The sequence below is a fragment of the Phycisphaeraceae bacterium genome, assembly GCA_019636735.1.
GTDB lineage: Bacteria > Planctomycetota > Phycisphaerae > Phycisphaerales > SM1A02 > VGXK01.
In genome coordinates, this window is the sequence record JAHBWY010000025.1 from 1 (window position 1) to 2,981 (window position 2,981).

General features: G+C 65.0%; 3 protein-coding genes. 1 reads left to right on the top strand and 2 read right to left on the bottom strand.

What is annotated here, in order from left to right:
* Positions 1–1,345, top strand: a 1,345-nt coding sequence (locus KF724_13840) for a hypothetical protein (GenBank protein ID MBX3356770.1), incomplete at its 5' end; no start/stop codon positions are given.
* A gap of 14 nt (positions 1,346–1,359) precedes the next feature.
* Here the strand turns inward: KF724_13840 and KF724_13845 are convergent.
* Positions 1,360–2,469 carry an IS3 family transposase gene (locus tag KF724_13845; GenBank protein MBX3356771.1) on the bottom strand — a complete coding sequence of 370 codons (1,110 nt, stop codon included), beginning with the start codon at positions 2,467–2,469 and terminating at the stop codon, positions 1,360–1,362.
* Positions 2,466–2,894: a hypothetical protein gene (locus KF724_13850; GenBank protein ID MBX3356772.1), complete on the bottom strand. Its 429-nt coding sequence runs from the start codon at positions 2,892–2,894 to the stop codon at positions 2,466–2,468. Before KF724_13850 ends, KF724_13845 begins: the two co-directional genes overlap by 4 nt.
* Positions 2,895–2,981 lie beyond the last annotated feature (87 nt).

Genomic DNA, 2,981 nt, shown 5'->3' on the forward strand with positions numbered 1-2,981 from the left:
CGATGCGAACTCGAGTGTGTCCGTCTCCTGGAACGACACGGACGAGCTCTGTACGGTTACGGGCGTCAATTCGGGAAACGACGTCGATCGCGTGACGACCTTCGTCTACAACGGGAACGGCAGCCTGCTGAAGCTGGTTGCCCACAACTCCGTTACGGGTGACCAGGTCACCGAATACGCTTATGGGGTCTCGACATCGAGCGCCGGCGTCGGCGGCACTTACTCGGTGCAGTCCGCCATCACCTCGAATGATCTTTTGCTCTCGGCCAAGTATCCCACCGGCAGCGGCGGCTCGAGCGATGCGGCTCGTACGGTTTTCTACGGCTACAACCGTCTTGGCGAGATCACGCAGCTCCTCGACCAGAACGACACGATCCACAGCTACACGCGAGACAAGTCCGGTAGGGTGACGAAGGACCTCGCCCTGACTTCCTCGTCCACGCTCGACACGTACATGGACCGAGTCGATGTAGCCTTCGACTCGGCCGGACGCCTGAGCAGGGTCACCGGCCTCAAAGATGGCACGACGCCGGTCACCCGCAACGAGGTGGAGTTCAAGTACACGCCGCTGTGGCAGATCGAGAAGATCTACCAGCATTCGAAGGGTGCCGTGAGCTACGACGGATTCGGGGCTCCGAAAGGCGATACTCGCCTGGTTGCATACAGCTACAGTGCATCGGCGGCGACGGGCACCGGCGCCGGGGGCAACTACAGCCGCGTGTCATCGCTGGCCTATCCGCACCGCGCGAACTCCTCCGGCGTTACCGCGGAGGCGCTCGACTACAGCTACGCGCCGAGCGGAGGATCCGGCGGCTCTGCACCGATCGACGACATCATCTCTCGGGTTCATCGGCTGCGGACGAATGTCTCGTCCTCAAGCCAGGTGGATCTTGCGATCTACAGCTACCTCGGCCGCGGCACGCCCGTCGTCGTGGACTACGCGCCGCCCGATGTTCAACTCGACCGTACGCTGTCGCTCAACGGCAAGCGCCGATCGGCCGGCCAAACGGATCAGGTCGCGGGCTACTACCCAGGCTTCGACCGCTTCGGCCGATTGGCGCTCCAGATCTGGGCCGATGGCGCCCTCGATACGCAGTGGATCAGCAGCGGCCTGGGTGGCGCCTACTACCCGACCAAGCCAGAGATCGTGGCCCTCGAGTACGGCTACGACCTCAACGGAAACCGCACCTCCGCCTATGATCTGAGGCAGGGCAATGCTTGGCCGATGAACCACCGCTACTCCTATGACGGCCTGAACCGTCTCACGATGGCCGAGCGGAACGCGCGATCGGAGTTCGTCTTCTCCGCTCCGACCGAAGCTCCCGGACCGTGTCAATGCCTTTGAGACACTTTGTGGGTTCATGAGTTGACGAAATCGAGCGGTTCAGGGGTTGCGGCGAGTTCCTTCGGGGCCTCAGTCGCCGGCCCCGCACCTGGGCTTCCCCCAGAAGGGCTCGGGGGCCGGTTGATCCAGACTTCTGTGGGCGCGGCGCGGGCCAGCGGCCGACCGTTCACGAAGCGTTCCGGGTTCCGCGCGTACGCCGCATCAAGCGCGCGCTGACGCACGAGGAGCAAGCTTCGATGTTCGCCGGAGAAGACCTGCGCCGGCGTGAAGTGGCCGATGCCTTCGTGGTGGTGCCTGCGGTTGTACCAGTCGAAGAGTTCGACGCACCACGCGTTCCACTGGTCGAAGCTCATCGCCTCGCTCGGCCACATCGGGCCGTGCTTGATCGTCTTGAACTGGCTCTCGGAGAAGGCGTTGTCGTTGCTCGTGCGTGGCCGAGCATGTGATCGCTCGAAGCCGAGTTCGGCCAGCATCGCCGAGAGCGGTTTCGAGGTCATCGGCGCGCCGCGATCCGAGTGCACGATGAGCGTGCCACGCTCGGCTCCGTGACGCACGGCCGTCTCCTCGACGAGCCTGGCCGCCAGCAGGCCCGACTCCGACTGTGCGAGTCGCCAGCCCACCACGAAGCGGCTGAAGAGGTCGAGGATCACATACAGGCTGTACCAGCCGCCGAAGGCGCCCGGCAGCTTCGTGATGTCCCAGGTCCAGACCTGATTCGGTGCCCGCGCGACCAGGCGAGGCACCGGCGCGCGCTCGTGCGATCGCAGCGGGCGTCGCTCGCGCACGGCCTTGTTCTCACCGAGGATTCGATACATCGAGCGGACCGAGCAGAGGTAGGTGCCTTCGGAGAGCAGCGCCGCGAAGGCCCCTCGCGGCGTCTGATCCATGAAGCGTTCCTCGCAGAGCACGCCCAGGATTCGGTGGCGTTCCTCATCGGGAATGCGACGCGGATGCGACCGACGCGCCCGTGCGGAGATGATCTCGTCCGACACCGGCGCGCGGACGGCATGTGCGCACTCAACCGCCCGTGCCCGCCGTCGATACCAGGTGGCGCGGGAGACTCCGACCGCTTCGCATGCCGGCTTCACGGCGATCTCGTGATGATGTTCGTCGACGAGCGTCATTCCCAGTTCCCTCCGCCCCCGGGCCCGCCGCCGTTCTTCGATTCCGTCTCCGCGGTCGCCTCCATCAGGTCGGCCAGCTTCTTTTGAAGCGCGAGCAGCTTCTCGGCGTGCTCGAGCTTCAGGCGCAGGCGAGCATTCTCACGCTCGAGGCGTGCATTCTCATGCCGCTGCTGGCTGTCCGTCGGCGGCTTCTTCGACTGCTCATGCTCGGGGTACGCGCGACGCCGCCAGCGTCGCCAGCAGGCCAGGTGCGAGGAGTAGATGCCTTCCTTGCGAAGCAGCAGACCCAGCTCCCCCGGCTCCCTGACGCGGTCAGCCGCATCCAGAATGCGGAGCTTCTCCTTGTCGCTGAAGTGCCGGCGGGTGCGGCGCTTCGATGGACCCGACGGTGCGGAATCGGTTCGATTCGAGGGATCTTCGGCCATGACGGACTCTCCTGGACGCCCTGTGACTCGAGAGCGATGCGGAGTGTCTCATCATCATTGGCACGGAGGGATCCTGCCGCTTGCTCA